This is a genomic window from Coleofasciculus sp. E2-BRE-01 (assembly GCF_040221695.1).
In the GTDB taxonomy this organism is placed as follows: domain Bacteria; phylum Cyanobacteriota; class Cyanobacteriia; order Cyanobacteriales; family Coleofasciculaceae; genus Coleofasciculus.
The window spans coordinates 1-18,521 of record NZ_JAVKEA010000059.1 but is presented as its reverse complement, the minus strand read 5'-3'; the positions used below and the strand labels follow the sequence as shown (position 1 = coordinate 18,521).

At 43.5% G+C, this 18,521-nt stretch carries 21 protein-coding genes; 14 read left to right on the top strand and 7 right to left on the bottom strand.

Annotated elements, in window-relative coordinates:
• Window positions 1–178 precede the first annotated feature (178 nt).
• Window positions 179–1,120, top strand: coding sequence for a hypothetical protein (locus RIG66_RS06720; protein WP_446376407.1), 942 nt, complete (start codon window positions 179–181; stop codon window positions 1,118–1,120).
• A gap of 89 nt (window positions 1,121–1,209) precedes the next feature.
• On the opposite strand, the gene RIG66_RS06715 is transcribed toward RIG66_RS06720, so the two are convergent.
• On the bottom strand, window positions 1,210–2,772 hold the full coding sequence (locus tag RIG66_RS06715) for a hypothetical protein (RefSeq protein WP_446376405.1): 1,563 nt from the start codon (window positions 2,770–2,772) through the stop codon (window positions 1,210–1,212).
• A 279-nt stretch (window positions 2,773–3,051) separates the two neighbouring features.
• On the opposite strand from RIG66_RS06715, the gene RIG66_RS06710 reads away from it, so the two are divergent.
• The 4 genes from RIG66_RS06710 (at window position 3,052) to RIG66_RS06695 (ending at window position 8,884) form a co-directional block, all read left to right on the top strand.
• The gene (locus RIG66_RS06710; protein ID WP_446376403.1) at window positions 3,052–3,237 is read left to right on the top strand and encodes a DUF2283 domain-containing protein; all 186 of its coding nucleotides are present in this window, start codon (window positions 3,052–3,054) and stop codon (window positions 3,235–3,237) included.
• Window positions 3,238–3,353: 116 nt separating this feature from the next.
• A complete protein-coding gene (locus RIG66_RS06705) occupies window positions 3,354–5,099 on the top strand; it encodes an LIC_10190 family membrane protein (protein ID WP_446376402.1) in 1,746 nt (581 codons plus the stop codon).
• A 263-nt stretch (window positions 5,100–5,362) separates the two neighbouring features.
• The gene (locus RIG66_RS06700) at window positions 5,363–6,691 is read left to right on the top strand and encodes a TMEM143 family protein (protein WP_446376400.1); all 1,329 of its coding nucleotides are present in this window, start codon (window positions 5,363–5,365) and stop codon (window positions 6,689–6,691) included.
• Window positions 6,692–6,820: 129 nt separating this feature from the next.
• A complete protein-coding gene (locus tag RIG66_RS06695) occupies window positions 6,821–8,884 on the top strand; it encodes a prolyl oligopeptidase family serine peptidase (RefSeq protein WP_446376398.1) in 2,064 nt (687 codons plus the stop codon).
• Between the two features lie 38 nt (window positions 8,885–8,922).
• Here the strand turns inward: RIG66_RS06695 and RIG66_RS06690 are convergent, their stop codons facing one another.
• Window positions 8,923–9,273: a Mo-dependent nitrogenase C-terminal domain-containing protein gene (locus tag RIG66_RS06690; RefSeq protein ID WP_446376396.1), complete on the bottom strand. Its 351-nt coding sequence runs from the start codon at window positions 9,271–9,273 to the stop codon at window positions 8,923–8,925.
• 122 nt (window positions 9,274–9,395) lie between these two features.
• On the opposite strand from RIG66_RS06690, the gene RIG66_RS06685 reads away from it, so the two are divergent.
• The 7 genes from RIG66_RS06685 (at window position 9,396) to RIG66_RS06655 (ending at window position 14,370) form a co-directional block, all read left to right on the top strand.
• Window positions 9,396–9,593: a hypothetical protein gene (locus tag RIG66_RS06685; protein ID WP_446376394.1), complete on the top strand. Its 198-nt coding sequence runs from the start codon at window positions 9,396–9,398 to the stop codon at window positions 9,591–9,593.
• A gap of 289 nt (window positions 9,594–9,882) precedes the next feature.
• Entirely contained in the window at window positions 9,883–10,506 is a 624-nt protein-coding gene (locus RIG66_RS06680; RefSeq protein ID WP_446376392.1) for a hypothetical protein, read from the top strand.
• Between the two features lie 340 nt (window positions 10,507–10,846).
• The gene (locus RIG66_RS06675; protein WP_006099434.1) at window positions 10,847–11,230 is read left to right on the top strand and encodes a response regulator transcription factor; all 384 of its coding nucleotides are present in this window, start codon (window positions 10,847–10,849) and stop codon (window positions 11,228–11,230) included.
• Between the two features lie 110 nt (window positions 11,231–11,340).
• Window positions 11,341–11,568 (top strand): hypothetical protein, encoded by a 228-nt coding sequence (locus RIG66_RS06670; RefSeq protein WP_446376390.1) that lies wholly within the window; start codon window positions 11,341–11,343, stop codon window positions 11,566–11,568.
• A gap of 39 nt (window positions 11,569–11,607) precedes the next feature.
• Window positions 11,608–12,498 (top strand): Rpn family recombination-promoting nuclease/putative transposase, encoded by an 891-nt coding sequence (locus tag RIG66_RS06665; RefSeq protein ID WP_446376388.1) that lies wholly within the window; start codon window positions 11,608–11,610, stop codon window positions 12,496–12,498.
• Between the two features lie 148 nt (window positions 12,499–12,646).
• Window positions 12,647–13,549: an Rpn family recombination-promoting nuclease/putative transposase gene (locus tag RIG66_RS06660; protein WP_446376386.1), complete on the top strand. Its 903-nt coding sequence runs from the start codon at window positions 12,647–12,649 to the stop codon at window positions 13,547–13,549.
• A complete protein-coding gene (locus RIG66_RS06655) occupies window positions 13,546–14,370 on the top strand; it encodes a PhzF family phenazine biosynthesis protein (RefSeq protein WP_446376384.1) in 825 nt (274 codons plus the stop codon). The genes RIG66_RS06660 and RIG66_RS06655 overlap by 4 nt, the downstream gene beginning before the upstream one ends.
• Window positions 14,371–14,537: 167 nt before the next feature.
• On the opposite strand, the gene RIG66_RS06650 is transcribed toward RIG66_RS06655, so the two are convergent.
• The 5 genes from RIG66_RS06650 to RIG66_RS06630 all read right to left on the bottom strand — a co-directional run bounded on the left by RIG66_RS06650 (window position 14,538) and on the right by RIG66_RS06630 (window position 16,465).
• The gene (locus RIG66_RS06650) at window positions 14,538–14,825 is read right to left on the bottom strand and encodes a DUF1830 domain-containing protein (RefSeq protein WP_446376382.1); all 288 of its coding nucleotides are present in this window, start codon (window positions 14,823–14,825) and stop codon (window positions 14,538–14,540) included.
• A gap of 28 nt (window positions 14,826–14,853) precedes the next feature.
• A complete protein-coding gene (locus RIG66_RS06645) occupies window positions 14,854–15,051 on the bottom strand; it encodes a hypothetical protein (RefSeq protein ID WP_446376380.1) in 198 nt (65 codons plus the stop codon).
• A gap of 174 nt (window positions 15,052–15,225) precedes the next feature.
• Window positions 15,226–15,555 carry a hypothetical protein gene (locus RIG66_RS06640; RefSeq protein ID WP_446376378.1) on the bottom strand — a complete coding sequence of 110 codons (330 nt, stop codon included), beginning with the start codon at window positions 15,553–15,555 and terminating at the stop codon, window positions 15,226–15,228.
• Window positions 15,556–15,880: 325 nt separating this feature from the next.
• Window positions 15,881–16,129: a DUF1816 domain-containing protein gene (locus RIG66_RS06635; protein WP_446376376.1), complete on the bottom strand. Its 249-nt coding sequence runs from the start codon at window positions 16,127–16,129 to the stop codon at window positions 15,881–15,883.
• A 48-nt stretch (window positions 16,130–16,177) separates the two neighbouring features.
• On the bottom strand, window positions 16,178–16,465 hold the full coding sequence (locus RIG66_RS06630; RefSeq protein ID WP_446376374.1) for a hypothetical protein: 288 nt from the start codon (window positions 16,463–16,465) through the stop codon (window positions 16,178–16,180).
• 475 nt (window positions 16,466–16,940) lie between these two features.
• Between RIG66_RS06630 and RIG66_RS06625 the strand changes: the two genes are divergently transcribed.
• Complete coding sequence (locus RIG66_RS06625; protein WP_446376372.1) at window positions 16,941–17,615, top strand: hypothetical protein; 675 nt, start codon at window positions 16,941–16,943, stop codon at window positions 17,613–17,615.
• Window positions 17,616–17,634: 19 nt separating this feature from the next.
• Window positions 17,635–18,399, top strand: a complete 765-nt coding sequence (locus RIG66_RS06620; RefSeq protein ID WP_446376370.1) for an NACHT domain-containing protein — start codon at window positions 17,635–17,637, stop codon at window positions 18,397–18,399.
• The last annotated feature ends 122 nt before the right edge of the window (window positions 18,400–18,521 follow it).

Below are 18,521 nucleotides of genomic sequence, written 5' to 3'. Positions count from 1 at the left end.
CTGGTTTACTCAACCTGAAGTTAATGCGGCGGGCAGAGTAGGCTTGTTTAGAATCCTATACTCTTTGTTTTATTTGTGGCATCTGAGTGTACATTCTGCGGATTTTCTAAGTGGACTTCCGAGTTTCTACGTGGAGGAAAGGGTTTATCTAGTCAGATATATATTTAGGGATTTTGCTATGTCCCTATCGCCACTCTTCTTCCATACCCTTGAGTCATTCCTGGTTGCTGCATTGGTTTTATTGGCTTTTGGCTATAAAACAAGAATGGCGACTGTCTCTGTCCTGTTAATTGGCGGCTTTCTCGAAGCGTTATCGGCGGCTGTAGATGGGAAAAGAACGTTGCTACCTATGATATTTTATATTCCCTTCTTCATGTCTATCATTAACGCTTGGGGATACACATACTCCATAGACTCAATGATTAGGAGACACAAAAGTGGAAATCAGGTTGATCCTCACGCTTCTAATTGGGACTATTTCTTGCCTGCTCGCGCCCTGCTTATCGTTTTTTCAATCTTATTCTTCGGTTCGGCAGTTTTTAAGATGGGTTTTGGAGGTGCCTGGCTTAGGCACTCTGATATGATGGCTAACTTTTTTCTCAATAGAAATATTGAGGCGGCAATATACAATTTACCTTTAAATAAGTTGGCTCCCTTTATTTCTCAAGCGCCATTAATATACCTGGCGGCACATATCAACACACTTGTTTTTGAAACCTTTTTCTTTTTGTCTGTGATCGATCGAAAGGTAAGAGACCTGCTTGTATCAATGGCACTGATATTTCATGCCATTAATGCACTCTGGCTAGTGGTAACTACTACGCCTCTTTTAATCGGATATTGCCTATTTATTGACTGGCAGGCAATTAAAGATTTTCTCTTTCCCTCTCGTAGGCAAGAATTGGGCGATCCTACGGTATCGCCAAAGGTGTTAACGTTTCTAGCTCTCTTTTTAGCAACTATCTTGGGCTTGCTCTGGCACAGTGACTTAGAAATCCGTACTTTGTTTAATTTGAATGGTCTAATTAATTGGAGAACGATTTGGTATCCAGTTCTTCCTCTTGCTTTAGCGTGGTTTGTTGCTACACTGATTCGTTTCCGCCAACCCGCTAGGGTTTGAGCATTTTATGCGTCAAATATAGCCGTAGACACATCGATTGGGACAAACGAACTGTTGTAGAGAATTAAACTAATTCTGTGCTTGTAACCTTACCCAAAACCACAGAACCATAGTGTTGTGCCAATAGCTAGAATTAATACCAATCCCCAAAAAATCATCAATAAAACTAGGGAAACTTCACCTAAAGCCGGATTATCGGCAGCCTCTTGACGAAGAGTAAACGGGAGAAAGTTGAGGTGATTTAAATGTTTTAAATAGGGTCTCTTGTCCGGATTACTATTGACGCAAAACTTAGACAATGAGCCGTTGCTCAAACAAACGATATTAATCAAACGCTGACCAATGCGGAATTCAAGCCGAGACCCTGGCATTCCCACTCTAGCTTGATAAATTTCTAAGTTCATCGGCATTGCCACCGACGCAATTTGGAATAAAATCGCCAACGTGAGGATTCCCCGTAGTAGCCACACCTTTACCCCTTTAACTGATAGAAGATACTGGATAAACAGACCCGTAAGGGGAATAAGTAACAGGTGAACAGATGTCAGATGATACCTTGCCCCCCAAGCGCTATCGCCGTGCCAGAAACCGAGACGACTGGTGAGAATGATATGAATACCCAAGTTGAGGATTCCAGTTACCAGATACCACTGTAGGTAAGGAGAAAGTCGCCGCCAAAATCTAATCGCTAACACCAAGCCCGGTAGGAATAATGGATCATAGATAAAAATACTTTTGGCTGGTGAAAAAAACACGCCCCAGAGTCCAGGATATCGATTGCTAGAAAACTCATCAGGCATACCAATTTTAGGCGCATTCGATGAATCGGCTTCGGGGTTGATTTGATGCAATAGTAAGCTTTGTCCATGGGTTAAAAAATTACCATAGCGAATATAATCCAAGAGGCGTCCGAGGAAAGCCAAGGGAATAAAACCGAGAATCCACAATCCCATAACTTTGAGAACTTTGCGCGTATTCCGATTTTGATAAGCAGCACAGCCGAATAAGAACAAGACTACAGTTAAGGCATGAATAGCACTGGTTACCCGAATCAGCATAGCCGCCCCCAGTGATAATCCACTCCAGATCAGAAAACGAGGGTTTTGGCGCAGTAGAAAAGCCAGTGCATTAGCGTAAGCAAGAGTAACAAACAGCAGGACTTGATTATTCTGGTGATGAACTTGAGAGTAATGCAAAACTGTTGTCCCCAGTAACCAAGCAATACTCGCTAAACCCGCGATTCGTTCTTCAAAGTTAAAAAGTCTGAGCAACCAGAAACAGGAGACGACAACCGCCACATTTAAAGGGATAAAAATTAACAGACTGACAACTAAAGCTCGAAAATCCTTGGCGGGTAATATGGGGAACCATTGATGAAGCTGAGTTCCCAACCAGTCACCCGGAAGCATCAGCATAGACTGTCCCGGTTCATAGGCGATGTAACGCTTACCCCCAACGCCGACGACTCCTAAACGGATGTCGGTTCGTCCTCTGGGTTTATAATCGGGAGCAACTTGTACTTCTTCGGTTTCTGTCCACCAACTATGAGCCATCTGCAACCTGAGTTCTGTATCTAGAACACCCAATGTTCCGGAGTTGATGACGGTAATCCATAAGAAGGCAATTAACGTTATCTTTGAAATCGTTTTCATGTAGTCTCCGGGTTACCTGTTGCATGGTTCATGGTTCATGGTTGATTGTTCAAATTTTTGGGGAGATAGTCCCAAACAGAGTGCGATTAACGCTATAACTTGATTAGCGATCGCTTCGTCGCCGTCTGGCTGAGAATTGTTGCCCTCTGTATCTCCCTGCTGGCAACCTTCCTAAGCTTATTGTACTACAAGATACACGTCAAATTGAAGTACAATATCAACGAATTTTGACCTTGTACTGGACAAATCAAGTCAATCGATACTGGCAGGGGTAAACTGATGAATGTTAAATATGATTCAGATGCAGATATTCTCATCTTTGTTTTGCGTGATGCTTTTCCAGCCAATGCTATTTCTGAACCGGGAGGCGTGATTGTTAGTTATGACGAAACTTGTGAACCCGTTAGTATCGAGTTTCTCAATGCCTCTCAACGCCAACTGTTTAATCTTCAGGAAACGAACTAACTCCCGGAGAGCCAAATTGCTACAGTTCACGCGGTCTAATAACGTACCTTTTGGGCGTAAAGTAGATGAAAATGAGAAATAGCGACGATCGCGCTAGTCATGACTAGAGGTGCTGAATGCTTTATTTTATGATTACCTGGCTTTTTCTAATTGGTGTTTGTTTGTCAATTGGCACAGCTATTGTGAATCGGTTGAAAGCCGATCGCATTGATCGCAGAGGCGATCGCTTTATCGTCGCCGTCTGGCTGGGAATCATTGTCCTGTGCGTCTCTATGCTGGCAACCTCCCTGATTTTACCGTTATCCAGCGCCGTTGGCTTTGTCCTTGTCGTCGGTTTAGTCGCCCTATCTCTCCTGTCTCAGTCAACCCGGCGTGAACTTGCTGCACTCCGTTCAATTTTTTCTCCCAGCTTCATCGTTGGATTTATTACCTTAGAACTAATTATTGCTGCTTTTACCAGTCAAAAAATAGTCTGGTTTGACACCGGACTTTATCACTTTGGTTCTATGCGATGGATGTCTCAATTTGGCGCGGTTAATGGATTAGCACTCATTCATGGCAAGTTTGGCTTTACCTCTTCTTGGTTTGCTCTCGCCGCACCACTTACATCGCCAATTTTTGGCAGTCGAGTCAGTGCGATTACCAATGGTTTTGTCTTCCTTATCGCTATTTTACAATCTCTAATTACGCTGAATCAAATAGTCAGCCGGAAAGGGCGCTTATCGGACTGGTTTTTATTCATATTTTCAGCGATCGCCATTCTCGTTTATACAGGAACCGCGTTGACAGGTTCACCAATACTTATCTCATTTTCTCCTGATGTAACCGTAGCATTTATGATTGGCGTGACAGCCTGGACAATTCTGGTTATTTCACACAGCGCTCAATTTTCTTTACGGGATACTGATGCCAAAACGCCTCTTTTTGATGCCAAAACTATCCCCCTAATCCTATCAGCCGGAGCCGTAACCGTTAAGCTTTCGGCGCTACCGCTGCTCCCCATAGGATTTCTGTTTTATCTGATGGGTAATCAGTTTAAACTACAAATTAAGCGGCTATTGACAGGCGGTGCTATTACTCTATTAATCCTATCACCCATGGTTTTATATAGCCTGACCACATCTGGATGCCCCTTGTATCCTTCCACCTTTATGTGTCTCGACCTGCCTTGGTCAGTTCCCATCGAAGAAGCCATAAAAGAAACTAAGCCCATCAAGTTTTGGTGGGTATTTTCGGATTCAGATGAGTCGGGAGTGACAGCTATAGCTTTAGGACTTTGGCGATGGTTAAAAGGTTCGATTAAATCTCAAATTATGGCATTTATTACAATTTTTGTTATTATTTTTTCTATCCCTATATTCCGACAATTTAAAAAACACCTCAAATTAGGGACTGCCTGGATAATATTATTGGGATTACTCGGCATTACCTTTATTATGATCCAAAGTCCCTTACTCCGGTTTGGCTTGGGCTATTTTTTGCTTATCCCAGCTTTATTTGGGTCGATATATGGTCAAATTCTGTTTGAGAAGATCCCCTCTAAATTAACCCAACCGCTGTTTCGATTTACTCATACCCTAAAACAACCTCAAACAATCCTGTTGACTTCCCTATTTGTCATTGGCTTAACTACCGTTGGTCTGATTCAGGATAATGCTCAATCGCGATTGATTTTACCTCCTCCCTTACCCAGTGCTAATCTAGTATCTGACCAAGTGAATGATGTTACTTATGTCTATCCAGCCGACTGGACAGTCCGATGTTGGGCATCTCCATTACCTTGTTCAGCCGTACCGATTAAAAATATCCGACTTCGTGACCCGTCACAGGGAATTGGTGCTGGATTTGTGTCTGTGAAATAAGTACCTGGACATCAATTTTGTTAACTGAGTTCAAGATTGTCAAAAACATGCTCTCTTTCCGAAGTGAAGGGTCAAAACTCTCGCACTCAGTCGGGGCGGGTTTAGTTACATCTAGATGCTAAGGAAAGGATAGTGGTGAAACCCGTTCCTACACAATCACGCGCCATGCCCGACTAGCGAAGCGAAGGGTCATTTCTGTACCCTATTCCCTAGTCTCAAGAGTCAACTTTAATTTTGCCCGACTACTTAGTCTATTGTGAAATATGGCAACTTATCAAGACCGAGAAGCGTTTATTCCCTATCGCCGCAGCGACTTAATCGAACTGTGTCTAGACGATGGACAGTTACCTAAGGAGAAGGTGCAACAGTTCCGAGAATTCTGTACCCTACTTTCCGCCTATTATCATTTTAAGTTTCATGCCTATTTGGAACGGTTCAAAAATAATTATGATCCGTTCAACCCTGATGCTGATACTCAATCCCGGACTGAACTCACTCCCGATAAGTTAGCCGAACGCGAAGCGAATGTGGTGACAGACTTTCAGACGATTCTTGAACGCGCCAATTATGTTCCCCTCTCTGCGAATAGTTTACAACGCGCCTTTAAGGAAAAGTCCTTAATTCAACTGAAAACTGATGTTGATTTTGATGAATTTGACCAACTCGTTTGCTACTGTCGGGGAGATATTGAAAAAACGATTCAGGTTAAAAAGTTTTTGAAAAAAAAAGACAAAACAATAAATCTTTTTGAACGAGTTGTTTTATTGATTAAATTCAAAGACGCCGATTATTTCAAACACAAAGGCGATGAACTAGATTCTCTCCAGTTCACACCAGGTAAAATGTATCTCTATTTTTACAAGAATATCCCTAAGTTTGACTTGGAACTCCTTTTCCCCAATATCAAAATTAGCATGACCTGGAAAGACCGTCTCTTCTTAATTGTTCCGGCTGTTGGTGCCGCTGTTCCAGTCATCCTGAGAGTTCTGCCTAAACTTCTCGTTGTGATTGGGGCTATTTTATTTTTTACCATGGGACCATCGGTTCTGGACACGATTCAGGCAAGTGAAGAGGAGGTGCGGGATATTATGCCCGTCCTCGTTGCTGTGTTATCGCTACTGGTGACATTAGGAGGTTTTGCCTATAAGCAGTATAGCAATTATAAGAGTAAGCAGATTAAATTCCGCCAAACTGTGACCGAAACCCTGTTTTTTAAGAATATGGCAAATAATGCCAGCGTGTTTCATGCCTTAATTGATGCGGCGGAGGAGGAGGAATGTAAAGAGATAATTCTAGTTTATTACCATCTTTTAATTAACCAGAATCCCCTAACTCCTGCACAGTTGGACAACCGAATTGAAAATTGGATGGATAATAAGTTTGGCACAAAGATTGATTTTGATATCAATGGTCCGATTCATAATTTAGAGAATATCCAGGGTAAACTGATGCAAGATGGCAAAGATACGGCAAGTCTCCCGGAAATTCCGTTATTGACGAAAGATAAGCGAGGATGTTGTCAGGTTCTGCCTTTAGATGATGCTAAACGATTAATCGATTACATCTGGGATCATATCTTTCTCTACACCTGAATCATCAAGCGCTTCAGAGTCGTGTTTTGGTATGGTAATCTTTACGCGATCGCGTCCCATCCTCCACACGCTTCCTAACCCTTCCCCAAAGAGTGCTACCCTAGAAAACACTGCCTCACATTCCCGACTATGCCATCTTCTCACCAACCTCTGACCTACCCCACCACCCGCCAAGCTGACCAAGTAGACGACTATCATGGCACGAAAGTCGCTGATCCCTATCGCTGGTTAGAAGATCCCGACTCCGACGAAACCAAAGCCTGGGTAGAAGCGCAAAATAAAGTCACCTTCGGCTATCTGGAAGACATCCCTCAACGGGAATCCCTGAAGCAGCGCATCACCAAACTCTGGAATTACGAAAAATATGGCATTCCCTATAAAGAAGGGAACCGCTACTTCTATTTCAAAAATGATGGACTTCAGAACCAAAGCGTTCTCTACACCTTAACCTCTCTCGATAGAGAACCCAGAGTCCTGATTGACCCCAATACCCTCTCCGAAGACGGGACTATCGCCCTATCGGGTATCGCGATTAGTGACGACGGGAACCGCATGGCGTATGGTTTATCTACCTCCGGTTCCGACTGGCAAGAATGGAAAGTGCGGGATGTGGAAACGGGAGACGATTTATCGGATCACCTCAAATGGGTGAAGTTTTCCGGTGCATCTTGGACAACGGATAATCAAGGGTTTTTCTATAGCCGTTATGACGAACCCAACGATGCCACAAAATTAGAAGATATCAATTATTATCACAAACTCTATTATCACAAACTCGGCACAGACCAATCCGATGATCAGTTAATTTATCATCGTCCTGACCAGAAAGAATGGATGTTTAATGGGTCGGTGACAGAAGATGGGCATTATCTGATTATTTATGTCAGTCAAGGAACTGATCCCAAGAATCTGGTTTTCTACAAAGACTTACAAACCCCCGATTCTGCCATCGTCGAATTAATTTCCGAGTTTGAAGCGAATTTCAGTCTGATTGACAATGACGGGTCAATATTCTGGGTTCAAACTGACTTAGATGCCCCACGAAGTCGGGTGATTGCCATTGATATACATAACCCAGGGCGAGAGAACTGGCAAGAACTGATTCCCCAAGCCGAAGAAACATTAGAAGATGTCGGGGTTCTGAATAACCAGTTTGTCGCCGATTACCTCAAAGATGCCCGTTCTTCGATTAAGATTTTTGACCTCAATGGTGCTTTTGTTCGGGAAGTAGAATTACCGGGAATTGGTTCAGCCGGGGGATTTGGCGGGAAGCGGTATGATACGGAAACCTTCTATGTGTTTACCAGTTTCACCACCCCAGCCACTATTTACCGCTACGATATGGTAACCGGGGAACGTTCCCTATTTCGCCAACCGACAGTAGACTTTGATCCGACTCAATACGAAACGCGGCAAGTGTTTTACCGGAGTAAAGATGGGACACAAGTGCCGATGTTTATTACCCACAAAAAGGGATTAACATTAGATGGCAATAATCCCACCTATCTTTATGGTTACGGCGGGTTTAATGTCTCCCTAACTCCCAGCTTTTCGATTAGTAATCTGGTGTGGATGGAAATGGGAGGCGTCTATGCGATTCCGAATCTCCGAGGCGGTGGAGAGTATGGCGAAGATTGGCATCAAGCCGGAATAAAGCTGAATAAGCAAAATGTGTTTGATGATTTTATTTCAGCGGCGGAATGGTTAATTGAGAATAAATATACTCGTCCGCAAAAACTGGCAATTGGTGGCGGAAGTAATGGCGGTTTATTAGTCGGGGCTTGTATGACTCAGCGTCCTGATTTATTCCGTGCTGCCCTTCCTTCAGTTGGGGTTCTGGATATGCTGCGCTTCCATAAGTTTACGATTGGTTGGGCATGGTGTTCTGATTTTGGTTCACCGGAAAATCTAGAGGAATTTCAGGCACTTTATGCCTATTCTCCCTTACACAATCTCAAGCCAGGAACGGCTTATCCAGCCACATTAATTACGACAGCGGATCATGATGATCGCGTGGTTCCAGCCCATAGTTTCAAGTTTGCAGCAGCGTTACAAGCGGCACATTCTGGGGATAATCCGGTCTTAATTCGCATTGAAACAAAGGCGGGTCATGGTGCGGGAAAACCGACGGCTAAGATTATTGAAGAGATTGCCGATAAGTGGGCATTTTTGCAGCGAGTCATGGATTCTTAGTCTTGAATGACGAATGACAAAGGACGAATAACAAATGACTAACAATAAGCACTGATATCTTCCCCACATTGATCAGCCAAGTAGCAAAGGGCGCGAAAGCGGAGGCTAACGAATTCGTCATAGAAAGGATTGAGTTTGCACAAGGGAGGAATGTGGGCAACCCGACGCCCAAAGAGGCAGATATCGCGTTCAAAGGGACATTGAGCGGGAATCATTTTGCAGAAGAATCTAGCTTTGGTGGGGTTGTGAATTTCGATGTTCTCTAACCATTGCTTGATGGTTTGCAGTGGCTTGATGGGTTGTTGGGGCGAGGTGGGAGGGGTGATGGGGTTTGTCTTGGCTTCAACAGGGGTGGAATTGATCAGTCCGTTTTGGTAGGTGGTATACATGGTTTGATTTGCTCCGTATGTGTGGTTTGTTTGTCTCTATTCATAATTTAACGCAATTTAGCGGCAGCGCAAATATAAAAAACTATTATCATTGATTAGCTCTGCTTGTAGGCATCGTCCTGTTGGGGGAAGCCGGGGGAGCTGGGGAAGCCGGGGGAGCTGGGGAAGCCGGGGGAGCTGGGGAAGCTGGGGAAGCTGGGGAAGCTGGGGAAGCTGGGGAAGCTGGGGAAGCTGGGGAAGCTGGGGAAGCTGGGGAAGCTGGGGAAGCTGGGGGAGCTGGGGAAGCTGAGATTAAAAGTTGGGCGAGTCGCCAACTTTAAGTGTTTATAACTTGAAGTGTTTATATTTCCGTGGGATATAGTACTGATTTCAACACTTTATAATAGTAGTTATTAAGCTAGGGTGCGCGATGATGATGTTAACGTTACCAGTACCTGTTGCTTGTCAGCGTTAGAACAACTGAGAACTGAAGCTAAAAGATGATTCAGATTACCGGACTAGATGCGACATGTTCTTGGTCAAATCTGGCGCTGTTGGCGTGGTAAAGGATTAAGTTTTTATCCTTCGCTTCGCTCAAGAACAGGGTTTTGATAATAAGGATAATTCGCAATGAGACAACTCTACAGCAAATCTTGGTTCATTGGCGCGATCGCGACTGGATTAATGAGTACCTTGGCAACGTCTGTGCAAGCTCAGGATATCTTTGATAATCGGGCAGTGCAATTCCCAGAGGATACGATTGTGGAATTTGAATTCCTGCAATCTCATGGATCATACCAAGCCGCGTTTGGTGTACGGAATGAAACAACTGGGGAAGAAACGATTCTGTTTCAGGAAGTCAAACCCTATGATGCTTTTGGCACAAACCAGCCGATACAAACCTCTCCTGGTCAAAATGATCTGGGGACGCAAGCGGATTTTGTCGGAACAGTTGAGGGGGGAACGATATCAAATCAATTCAACGAGTTTATGTTTAAAGCCAATAACCGCTATGTTTTCTTTCTCGAATCCGTAAGTCCTACGGGTCAAACCCGACGTCGTATTGTTTCAACCCAAAACTTGGCTCAGTTTAATGGTCGTTTGGACGGGGGGAGAAAGGGTAACATTACAGGAAGTCGCGTGTCTTGGGAAGATGGGGGACGGGTAGAAGTTGGCAATGATGATGATTTCGATGATTTTGTGATTGAGGCAGGGGGATATTTAATTGATTTGAATTGTCCGCCGATTCGGTAAAGGGTGAGTAGCTGTAACAAAAAAACTGTTCGGCATTTAAACCTTAATGTCAATAATGGCTCTCATCCTTGTAGTGCGTTAAGCGAAGCCATGCCGCAGGCTTTGCATCTTGCTCGCTACTAATACCTAAGCTTCCCCATCTTCCAGACGTTCCACCGGAACGTCTCTACAACCCCATCTTCCCCATCACCCCTATCTCCCTCATCTTCTCCAGCTTCCCAAATTCAGCCAGATTGCGGAACTTGAGTAACCCGAAATCAGCCTTATGACGATATTTTGACGTTCAGAGTAAATGTTATAATACCTAAAAGCTAGAGAGCCATAGTAGGTATAGGTTGTTATGAGTACAGTGTTAGTCGTAGAGGACGATCTCACCCAACAACATTTGCTCTCTAAGCTGCTTGAGCGTGTAGGGCTGACAGTGATTGTGGCTGGGGATGGTGTGGAGGCGCTGGAGAAAATTCAGCAATTTCACCCAAATTTGGTGATTTTGGATATTGTCCTTCCCCGGATGAATGGCTATGAAGTCTGTCGTCGTCTGAAATCGGAACCTGAGACTGAGAATATTCCGGTGTTAATGTGTTCGGCGAAAAAAGAGGATTTTGACCGCTACTGGGGAATGAAGCAAGGCGCGGATGCTTACCTAGCCAAGCCTTGTCATCCCCAAGAAATTGTCGAGACTGTAAAGAAATTATTAAAGTCCCATCATCAAGCGGCAAGCTGATTGACCATCTTTTAAGTTAAAAGAGATCAAATCTCCCAAATCGCCGCAAACGACCAGAGCCTACTGACCCGGATTTCGTTCGCTATGCTTCATGCTTTATTGCTATGCAGATGGGGCGAAAAATCTTTGCTGAGCTGGGGATTAATATGAGAGATATTAGCCATCAAAATTTCCCAACTGCTCAACAGCTTATTGCACAAAATAGCGAAACTTATTTCAACGCCTCAGTACAGGATATTCAAAATGCGCTTCATGAGCTTTATGGTAGACAGGAGATTTCCTTGCAGCAGCTATCTGCAACCTTTCGACGCGGCGACTTAATAACTAGGCTTCAGTAAATTAAAATAGATGCAGTAGACGTTCTCATCAATGCCCTTATGCCTCAAACACACATCCGATTTGATTGGGCGATTAAAAAATTACTGAGAAACAAAGCCAATTACGGTGTTTTGGCAGGTTTCTTAAGCGAGTTATTGAGGAAACCGATCACGATTCAATCAATACTCGAAGGTGAAAGCAATCAACAAGCCGAAGATGACAAGCTAAATCGAGTCGATATTCTCGCCGAAAATGACCAGGGAGAATTAATTCTTATTGAAGTGCAAAACAGTACAGAGCAAGATTATTTTCATCGGATGCTCTACGGCACATCCAGATTAATTACCGACTTTCTGGAAAAAGGAGAACCTTACGGGAATGTCAAGAAAGTCTATTCCGTGAATATCGTCTACTTTTCGCTGGGACAGGTAGATGATTATATTTACCACGGAAAATTCGATTTTTGTGGTCTTCATTTAGAAGAGCGGTTGGGTCTATTAATCAACCAGCGTAAGTTATTTAATATCCAAGATGTCTATAAGATATTTCCAGAGTATTATGTGATTAAAGTCAATAACTTTAACGAGGTAGTGAAGGATGCCCTAGATGAATGGATATATTTTCTGAAGAAGAGTCAAATCAAAGATGAATTTACCGCCCAAGGTTTAGCGGAAGCGAAAGAAAACTTACTCGTCGATAGTTTGAGTGAAGCCGAAAGAGCCAACTACCTGAGATTTATGGAAAATCGGCGCTATGAAATCAGTCTAATCGAAAGTTCCCGCTCAGAGGGAAGATTGGAGGGTTTAGAAGAGGGACTCAAGGAGGGCATGGAGCAAGGCAAACAACAGGAAAAGATTAACATAGCCAGACTTTTAAAACAACAAGGGACTGATGTTGATACCATCACAGCAGCAACTGGACTGACTAGAGAAGAGATTGAGAAATTGTAGCGCAATTAGCCTAAGCTGTCACGCATTTAAATTGGGAATGGGTAGCGAGCAAGATGCTCGCATTACATAAGACTTGAGACGCTTATCTTGAAAGATTAAGACGAAATCTGTCAAAATAGATGCAGTAGACGTTCCCATCGATGCCCTTATGCCTCAAACACACATCCGATTTGATTGGGCGATTAAAAAATTACTGAGAAACAAAGCCAATTACGGTGTTTTGGCTGGTTTCTTGAGCGAGTTATTGAGGAAACCGATCACGATTCAATCAATACTCGAAGGTGAAAGCAATCAACAAGCCGAGGATGACAAGCTAAATCGAGTCGATATTCTCGCGGAAAATGACCAGGGAGAATTAATTCTCATTGAAGTGCAAAACAGTACAGAGCAAGATTATTTTCATCGGATGCTCTACGGCACATCCAGATTAATTACCGACTTTCTGGAAAAAGGAGAACCTTACGGGAACGTCAAAAAAGTCTATTCCGTGAATATCGTCTACTTTTCTTTGGGACAGGGAGATGATTATATTTACCAAGGAAAATTCGATTTTCGTGGTCTTCATTTAGAAGAGCGGTTGGGTCTATTAATCAAGCAACGGAAATTATTTAATATCCAAGATGTCTATGAGATTTTTCCAGAGTATTATGTGATTAAAGTCAATAACTTTAACGAGGTAGTGAAGGATGCCCTAGATGAATGGATATATTTTCTGAAGAAGAGTCAAATCAAAGATGAATTTACCGCCCAAGGTTTAGCGGAAGCGAAGGAAAACTTACTCGTCGATAGTTTGAGTGAAGCCGAAAGAGCCAACTACCTGAGATTTATGGAAAATCGGCGCTATGAAATCAGTCTAATCGAAAGTTCACGCTCAGAGGGAAGATTGGAGGGTTTAGAAGAGGGCATGGAGAAAGGGATGAAAGAGGGTATGGAGCAAGGCAAACAGCAGGAAAAGACTAACATAGCCAGACTTTTAAAACAACAAGGGACTGATCTTGATACCATCACAGCAGCAACCGGACTGACTAGGGAAGAGATTGAGAAACTATGAACCAGCCAATCATTCAAGTTGATGCCTTCACCTGCACTCCATTTAAGGGTAATCCAGCCGCTGTCTGTGTTTTACCGACTCCCCAACCGGATAGCTGGATGCAGAATGTAGCACAGGAGATGAATCTGTCCGAAACTGCCTTTTTGGTTCCGCAAGAGGATGGGTTTAATCTGCGTTGGTTTACGCCGACAGTAGAAGTCCCCCTTTGTGGTCACGCTACTTTAGCTAGCGCCCATGTTTTGTGGTCAGAGGGTCATCTGTCCCCGGAGAAACCCGCCCGTTTTTATACCAAAAGCGGCATACTCATCGCCCAGCGTCAGGGTGAATGGATTGAGTTAGATTTCCCGGTGAATCATTCCCAACCCATAACCGCCCCCCCAAACCTTGCGTCAGCGTTAGGTGTACCGATTCAGTCCGTTTGGCAGAATTCTTTGGGCTATTTAGTGGAAGTGGAATCGGAAGAGATGGTGCGAACCATGCAGCCCAATTTTGGCTTACTTAAAACGTTACCGATATCTGATGTTATTGTTACCAGTCAGACTGATTCGGGTTCGGAGTATGATTTTGTTTCTCGTTTCTTTGCACCGGGGTTAGGGATTGACGAAGATCCGGTGACGGGTGCAGCCCATTGTTGTCTAGCACCGTTCTGGCGCGATCGCATGAATCAAGATGAGTTCTTAGCCTATCAAGCCTCCCATCGAGGCGGGGTAGTCAAGGTAAAGTATACCGGGAGCGTTGGCGGAGCCTGTTCCGAAGGAACGTATCGCGTCATTCTGGGCGGACAAGCGGTTACCGTGATGCGGGGGGAATTGACGGAGTAATGCAGAATCAGACGACTTACTCCCTTCCCACTATAAGATTAGGTAATGTTAATGGCTGAAATCCTGATCAGTGCTAGATTTTAGTTCCATAGTTTTATGCCGTAATGGGAGTAGTAGCGAGCAAGATGCTCGCACTACAAGTATTGCCTATTGCCTAGCGCGTAGCACTATATAGTAGCACTATATAAAGGAGAAGGCGTTTCCGCTTCCTGTTGCACTTGCAAAAAATCGCACAGAATTTTAGCCGCTAAATTCGCCACACCAAATCTCTTTTTATAGACTTCTAAATGAGCGTGGGGAATTGCTTCAAACAGGAGGCGCTGTTGGGGAAATAAAATTCGCTCAAAGTACCAATTGGGAATATCAGTGATCCGAATGATCTGAATCTGTTTGCTGGTATTTGTATAGTAGCAGAGAATTCGATTGGTGTATTCAGTCGGTAAGGAATTAAACATGGGAAGTGATACCACAGGAAGGAACAAATTATCGATGCATTAAGCCACAGTCCACCCCATCGAGGTGTTCAGCACAGGTGAAAAAGGGGGAAATGGCTAAAGGACAAGCTTTCCATTTTCCCTGTACAGCCACGCCTAGCTGTTGACAGTAACCTCCCCAGCCTTTTTGAAGTTGATAGTGACCGCAATGACGACAGATTGATACTGCATAGTTGATGGTTCTCATGATTTGATTAAAATGGGTTGATTAAAAAAGAATTCAATGAAAGCAGAAGGGAAAGAAGAGTAAGCTGTTCGGCATTTAAACCTTAATATCAATAATAGGGAAATCCTTGTAGTGCGAGCATCTTGCTCGCTACTAATACCCAATTTAAATGCATGACAGCTTATTCCCTATTCCCTATTCCCTATTCCCGAAATTGAAACCGTGGTAGCTATCTGACAATAAACAATTCATGCCTTCACGAATATACGATTCCAGGTGTAATCGCATTTCCAACGAATAATAGGGAAACGTATGCTTACTGCACAGTTTTTTGCCTTGTTTAACCGCAACAGCTTGGGGATCATTCGATAGTTTACACAAAACGTAGCATAGTAAGTCATGGCGTAGGTTGGGACAGGTAAAAAAAATTCGGCAAAACTTGTTCGGATAAGCGTCTAAGGCGTTTTCAATTTCTTCTTGAATGACTTTCAAGAGGCGGGTTTGGACTGGCACATTGTTGCTCATGGTTATAACTTCCAAGTCGATTCAGGTGTTTAGGTTGTAATACAAGTCAAGGATATCGATTCAGTCGTTGAACTTTAACTCCAAAATTGTCTTGACTAGACACAGCATTTCGTCTCTATAAGTAGTCAGACAAAATTAAGGTTAACGATGAAAATCGTCATACTCGCTTCCCGAAAAGAAGCAAGCTACATCTATGGTTAATTAAAAAAATGATTGGGTTATAAAAACAGTAAAAGGATACTGTCCTTTTAACCCGCTTACCTCATATTTAAACAGAAATTAATGCCATAAATCCAGAGAAAAATGACTCAGGTTCACCCCAATATTAAGCCAGACTATCTTCAAAAATGGTTAGGGTTTGAGGCTGAAATTGTTTGATGGTTATGCTGATGAGTTGGGCGCTTTCTTCGAGAATATCTTGCAGATAACCGTGCTGGGATAATTCAGCGTCTTGGATTGTGCCAAAGGGACCAAAGTAGTAAACACACCCAGGATCATGGGTAATCACTTCCAGCCAATAGGCTAATCCCAGTTTGGACAAAATTTCTAAAGACGGTTCTGTTTTTAAGTTCATATCATGATTATCTCCCTCAATGTTATCAGACGGCTGGTTAACTAAAGGTTAACCAGTTTCGGCGGCAAAATCCTCGATCGCCTTGTGTAAGGCTTGAGTCATCTGGTGTACCGAGTCTTGAATCATTTGCAGATACTCTAACTGTTGATCGTCGCTCAGGTGTCCCTGGGAGTCTTCTAGGAGTCCCTGGGAGTCTTCCAGAAGTTTGAGGAAAATCTTGATCAAGAGCATCTGCTCTTCTAGCTCTTGGGAGATTTTATAGGTAAATCCATACTTTAAGTAACTCAAGTTAGTTTGGGGGAAGTCAGTGAGTCTTACCTGTTGCAAGAGTTCCATTTTCTGAAAACCTACCTTCTCATTTTTCAAAAGCTTGTAAACTTGTAATTCTTATCTATGTTTATAGACTACATGATCCCCGGAGTTCGTCAATGTTTTTGTTGATTTGAATTTGTATTATTTAAATCATAAAGGTTGAGGTTTGTACTTTTTTGTATAACTTAATTATTTGCTTATTTTTTAAAATGAATATAACAAAGTGATACTTTAGGTAAACTTATGCTAGGCTCTAGTTTGAGAAGCTTTATCCTAGTCTATAGGGTGATATATCAAGATCGCGTTGAGATTTATGGTCAATATGTATAAGTTGGTATGATTTGGTGTGTTTTTTCTATATCACCTAAATCGGTAGCGCCAATCAGAGAACTGAATTGAGGTATCATCGACTACCAATTCAGTCATCCCAGTTGAGGAAAACCAGATTGGATGTTGAGATGCATCTTGCCGCGTCCATTCAACATCAACAAAGGGATTATTGTATAGCATTGTTACCGTTTCTTCAGAACTTCCCCGATCAGGATGCGATCGCGGAATCGGTGTTCGAGAAGGGTTAAGGTGTGATATGAGTAAACGATCGCTTTCGGCAAATGCACAGGGTATCGTCCAAGCCAAAGAAGCCATGGCGCGGAAACAGTGGACTCATCAAGTGCTGGCGAAAAAGGTAGGGATTAAGACTCGCCAATCCATCAGTAAATTTTTTGCGGGTTGTCCCGTTGAGCGACGGATTTTCATCGAGATTTGCCGACAACTGGATTTATCCTGGCAAGAGGTGGCGACTCAGGTTTCAGAGGAGAGGCTATCCCTGGCGATGAATCCTGCGGCAAATCAGCCTGTTGAACTCAATGCCTTAGTTGCAGAGGTTCGTGCTTGCTGCCAGGATCAGATTGAGACTCATTTGGATACCGTGCCGTTATGGGATGTGCCGAAACCGATTTCCTTAGCGGATATTTATATTGATGTAGAGGTTTGGCAAGATATCCCCAACCGATGCTGGTTCGACTTGGCGGATTGGCGGCGACATTTTCAGGTGAATCGGGATAGGGGCTATGGGTTGAGTCCGGATGGAACCTCTCCGGAACGAGTGTTGGCAATGGCGGTATTGGCAAGCCAAACCCACCTAATCCTTTGGGGGAAAACTGGGAACGGGTAAAACGACGTTTTTGCAGTATGTGGCGACTCAGTGTAATCACGGCAAATTTGCGGCGGATCGGGTGCCGATTTATATTGAATGGAGGGATTTGGTGCAAGATGCCAATACTCTAAGCTTACTGGATTATATCTGCCAAGAGTTTCGCGATCGCGGTGTCTCTGGGGAAACGGTGAAAACCTTACTCCAGGAGGGGAAACTGCTGATTTTGCTAGATGGCTGGGATGAGGTATCCCCATCGAGGCGTTTTTCCCTATTCAACAAACTGCGGTGGTTCTGTTATCGTTATCCTAAAAATCGCTATGTGATCACCTGTCGCACTGGGGTGGAATTGTATCGGTTTGGTCGATTTACTGAGGTGGAACTTGCCGATTGGACGTTGACTCAAATTGGCGATTTTGCCCAGAAGTACTTTGTGGCGGTGGCTGGTGCGAATTGGGAGAAGGGGTTAGCGAAAGCGGCTGAGTTTAGGGTACAACTGGAGTATCCGGAAAACCGGACGATTCAGGACATGGCGAGAACCCCTCTATTACTCAGTTTCATCTGTCATGTCTTCCAATCCCAAGCCCGTTTTCCTCGCCAACAGGCTAGACTCTATCAGGAAGGATTGGATATTCTGCTCCAGAAATGGGATGATTGCAAAGGGGTTGAGCGAGATTCTGGTGAACAACCCTTGTCTTTGGTGAATCGGTTGAAGTTGTTGGATCATCTGGGTTCCGTTACGTTGACTCAACAGCAGTATTGCTTGAGCCAATTTCAGGTGGAACACTATAGCAGCCCTAAATAGGTCGCAACAGATATAATAGTAATAATACATCCCTAGTAAAAATACAAAAGATGAACATTATAGATGAATTGGCTAATTTTATCAATCAGACAAAAGAGACAAAAGAAATTAAAAGAGCCTTG

Excerpts from the sequence above, each read along its gene's own strand:
- RIG66_RS06720 (WP_446376407.1), top strand. The coding sequence starts at position 179 with ATGTCCCTATCGCCACTCTTCTTCCATACCCTTGAGTCATTCCTGGTT.
- RIG66_RS06715 (WP_446376405.1), bottom strand. The coding sequence starts at position 2,772 with ATGAAAACGATTTCAAAGATAACGTTAATTGCCTTCTTATGGATTACC.
- RIG66_RS06710 (WP_446376403.1), top strand. The coding sequence starts at position 3,052 with ATGAATGTTAAATATGATTCAGATGCAGATATTCTCATCTTTGTTTTG.
- RIG66_RS06705 (WP_446376402.1), top strand. The coding sequence starts at position 3,354 with ATGCTTTATTTTATGATTACCTGGCTTTTTCTAATTGGTGTTTGTTTG.
- RIG66_RS06700 (WP_446376400.1), top strand. The coding sequence starts at position 5,363 with ATGGCAACTTATCAAGACCGAGAAGCGTTTATTCCCTATCGCCGCAGC.
- RIG66_RS06695 (WP_446376398.1), top strand. The coding sequence starts at position 6,821 with ATGCCATCTTCTCACCAACCTCTGACCTACCCCACCACCCGCCAAGCT.
- RIG66_RS06690 (WP_446376396.1), bottom strand. The coding sequence starts at position 9,273 with ATGTATACCACCTACCAAAACGGACTGATCAATTCCACCCCTGTTGAA.
- RIG66_RS06680 (WP_446376392.1), top strand. The coding sequence starts at position 9,883 with ATGAGACAACTCTACAGCAAATCTTGGTTCATTGGCGCGATCGCGACT.
- RIG66_RS06675 (WP_006099434.1), top strand. The coding sequence starts at position 10,847 with ATGAGTACAGTGTTAGTCGTAGAGGACGATCTCACCCAACAACATTTG.
- RIG66_RS06670 (WP_446376390.1), top strand. The coding sequence starts at position 11,341 with ATGGGGCGAAAAATCTTTGCTGAGCTGGGGATTAATATGAGAGATATT.
- RIG66_RS06665 (WP_446376388.1), top strand. The coding sequence starts at position 11,608 with ATGCCTCAAACACACATCCGATTTGATTGGGCGATTAAAAAATTACTG.
- RIG66_RS06660 (WP_446376386.1), top strand. The coding sequence starts at position 12,647 with ATGCCTCAAACACACATCCGATTTGATTGGGCGATTAAAAAATTACTG.
- RIG66_RS06655 (WP_446376384.1), top strand. The coding sequence starts at position 13,546 with ATGAACCAGCCAATCATTCAAGTTGATGCCTTCACCTGCACTCCATTT.
- RIG66_RS06650 (WP_446376382.1), bottom strand. The coding sequence starts at position 14,825 with ATGTTTAATTCCTTACCGACTGAATACACCAATCGAATTCTCTGCTAC.
- RIG66_RS06645 (WP_446376380.1), bottom strand. The coding sequence starts at position 15,051 with ATGAGAACCATCAACTATGCAGTATCAATCTGTCGTCATTGCGGTCAC.
- RIG66_RS06640 (WP_446376378.1), bottom strand. The coding sequence starts at position 15,555 with ATGAGCAACAATGTGCCAGTCCAAACCCGCCTCTTGAAAGTCATTCAA.
- RIG66_RS06635 (WP_446376376.1), bottom strand. The coding sequence starts at position 16,129 with ATGAACTTAAAAACAGAACCGTCTTTAGAAATTTTGTCCAAACTGGGA.
- RIG66_RS06630 (WP_446376374.1), bottom strand. The coding sequence starts at position 16,465 with ATGGAACTCTTGCAACAGGTAAGACTCACTGACTTCCCCCAAACTAAC.